Consider the following 2,967-nt stretch of genomic DNA (forward strand, 5'->3'; position numbering starts at 1 on the left):
GATAATTTGGTTAATGATTCTACTGGTGCTTGTGATGTGTTTTCGTGGGTAAGTTCTTCTGAAGGGAATTTTTCTGTTTTATCGATTTATGTTCTCAAAACGGCTGTTTTCAAGCAAAATAATATATGAATTTTATAAATTTTTAGGTATTTTGTTATTGTTTTGTTAATTATTTGCACAATTATATTTTCTTATTGTAAAAATATCTATAAAAATAATGTCTTAAATGTAAATTTTATCTTTTTTCCTATTCTTTTAAGCTTTAATAATAAATTATTTAAAAGATTTTCAATAAATATCATATTATATCACATTTGGAGGATTAATATGAATAAAAGTGATTTGAAAAGAGATTATTTTATGCTCAAAGGACCACTTGCTAAAAAAGGATATGATTGGTGGTGGCATTCTTTTACTGCATATAATAAGAAAACTGGTGAACCAAGACCATTTTTCATAGAATACTTTGTATGTAATCCTGCATTGGCTGAGGAGGAACCTACTTTAGGACAACTTCCTGAAAATAAAGCAGCAGGTAAAAAACCTTCTTATTGTATGATTAAAGCAGGTGCTTGGGGTAAAAATCCAAAACAGATTCATAATTTTTACTCAATGAAATATTTTGACTGTCCTGACGATGAACTTAATATTCAAGTTGGAGACTGCAGTTTAACTGAAACTCATATGAGTGGATTTTCAAGAGTATCTGCTGAAGATGCTGAAAATCATCCTGAATACATGTCTGATGCAGGAGACATGATGTGGGATTTGGACATTGATAAACAAATCACATTTAATGTGGGCTATGGTGCAAGTTCTTTATTCAGAAAATTAAACTCTTTTGAAATGTTTTGGCATGCAGAAGGTATCAAAACACAATACAGTGGAACTGTATGGCTGGACGGCGAAGAATATGAAGTCATTCCCGAAAAATCTTATGGATATGCAGACAAAAACTGGGGAGGAGACTTTACTTCACCATGGCTTTGGATTTCATCATGTAATATAACTAGCCTAATTTCTGGAAAAAAATTAAACAACTCTGCATTTGAAGCTGGAGGTGGAAGACCAAAGGCATTTGGTATATCCATTCCTCGTAAATTATTAATCGGTTTCTACTATGAAGGAACAATGTATGAATATAACTTTGCAAGATTTTGGAACATGGTAAAAATCGATTTTGACTTTGAAGAGGGAGATGAAGTTCACACATGGCATATTAATGCAAGCAATAAGAACTCCAAAATGGAAATGGTGCTTTACTGTAAACGTGACGAAATGATGTTATTTAATTATGAAGCTCCCGACGGTCAAAAAAGACACAACCGTTTATGGAATGGTGGAAACGGTTGGGGTGAAATAAAACTATACAAAAAAGACGGAACTTTAATTGATCATGTAAAAATGGAAAATGCGGGATGTGAATACGGGGAGTATGATGACGAATGATATTCTCAGATATCCTTGCATTAATCATTGTATATATTTATGTTGCAGTAATTTTCGTTGTAGCTGAATTGGTTTTAAAGACAAGACCCGAAGTTTCACGTAAATTTTTACATATTATGGTAGGTAACATGATATTTGCCATGCCATTTTTCTCAGATCCTTGGGTAATGGTTTGGTTTTTGACACTGCCAATTACAGTAGTTTTATTCTTCTTAACTGAATATTCTCCTATTAAAATTCAAAACAGCGTAACCGAATCAGGGCATGCTTTAGGTTTGTTCTTCTATGCATTGATATGGACAATATTGATTGCAATTTATTCCATGCTTTCACCAGCAAATGACCCTAAGTTTTTCATATGGATTGTAGCACTTGCTATTGTTCCTATGGTGTATGGTGATGGATTTGCAGCTTTAATCGGTCAAAAATTCGGTAAAGTTAAATACACAGTATTTGGGGGTACAAAATCTCTTGAAGGATCACTTACCATGTTTGTTGTAACAACTGTCATGAGCGTATTTGTATGGATGGTTTTTACTTCAATAGGATGTACAATGCCTGAATTCAATATTGTTTATATTATAGTGATTTCTGCTATTGCAACCCTTTGTGAAGCATTCAGTTATGGTGGAATTGACAATCTGACAGTTCCTGCAGTAACTTCAATTTTATATTATTTGGTAGCTGTAATGTAGCTGCTTTTTTCACTTCTATTTTTTTGCATTTCAGTAATCATAATTTGCATCTTGGTTGAGTTCATAACTAGACATTTATATATTCTTTAACTATGTATTATTAACGAGTTAAAGGAGCTAAATATCATGTCAGATAGTTTACGTGAAAGAGCAGAAAGAAGAGTCGATAGAAAAATAAAATTTTACAGAAATTTAAAAGCATATGTTATTGTAAATGCCATATTAGCAATTATTAATTGGTTATGCACTCCAGAATTTTGGTGGGTAATGTTTCCTGTATTTTTCTGGGGTATTGGAGTGCTGGTTGACTTTTTAAAAGCATATGTTTTAGTGGATAATTGGGATAGTGAAGATTTTCGTGAACGTAAAATCGAAGAAGAGATGATGAAATTAAGGAATTAAATCATGAAAGTAAATTTGTTTGTTTCAAGAGATATTAAAGAACCTCATGCAGATATTCATGCTAATGAACTGACGGATAATATTTCAAAAGCAATATCAATTCTTGAAAGTGATGAATCCAGTGAAATGATTGCAGTTAAAAAAGGATCTGATATTGCCCTTTTGGAATTCAATGAAATCTATATGTTTAGGGTTGAAGATAAGCAAGTTAAGGTGTATACTCAAAATGATGAGTATTTGATTAAAAAACCATTGTATCAAATTGAAGAAGTTTTAAATAATGATTTTGTTAGAATATCCAAGACCACTATTGTAAATCTTAAAAGAATCGAACGTGTAGCACCTTCACTTAAAGGAATGATGTTCATTGAGCTTAAAAACGTATGTAAAAGGTGGTTTTTCTAAATAATAAATATTAACA

Annotated in this window: 4 protein-coding genes; all 4 read left to right on the forward strand. The window is 31.6% G+C overall.

The features are described 5' to 3' along the window. Positions 1–327: 327 nt before the first annotated feature. A complete protein-coding gene (locus QZ143_RS05965) occupies positions 328–1,449 on the forward strand; it encodes a tocopherol cyclase family protein (RefSeq protein WP_292605621.1) in 1,122 nt (373 codons plus the stop codon). After that, the gene (locus QZ143_RS05970; RefSeq protein WP_292882180.1) at positions 1,446–2,144 is read left to right on the forward strand and encodes a diacylglycerol/polyprenol kinase family protein; all 699 of its coding nucleotides are present in this window, start codon (positions 1,446–1,448) and stop codon (positions 2,142–2,144) included. Before QZ143_RS05965 ends, QZ143_RS05970 begins: the two co-directional genes overlap by 4 nt. A gap of 126 nt (positions 2,145–2,270) precedes the next feature. Next, positions 2,271–2,546: a 2TM domain-containing protein gene (locus tag QZ143_RS05975; RefSeq protein WP_292605617.1), complete on the forward strand. Its 276-nt coding sequence runs from the start codon at positions 2,271–2,273 to the stop codon at positions 2,544–2,546. A gap of 3 nt (positions 2,547–2,549) precedes the next feature. Beyond that, positions 2,550–2,951 (forward strand): LytTR family DNA-binding domain-containing protein, encoded by a 402-nt coding sequence (locus tag QZ143_RS05980; RefSeq protein WP_292882183.1) that lies wholly within the window; start codon positions 2,550–2,552, stop codon positions 2,949–2,951. The last annotated feature ends 16 nt before the right edge of the window (positions 2,952–2,967 follow it).

It is taken from the genome of Methanobrevibacter sp. UBA188 (assembly GCF_905234905.1).
Taxonomy (GTDB): Archaea; Methanobacteriota; Methanobacteria; order Methanobacteriales; family Methanobacteriaceae; genus Methanocatella.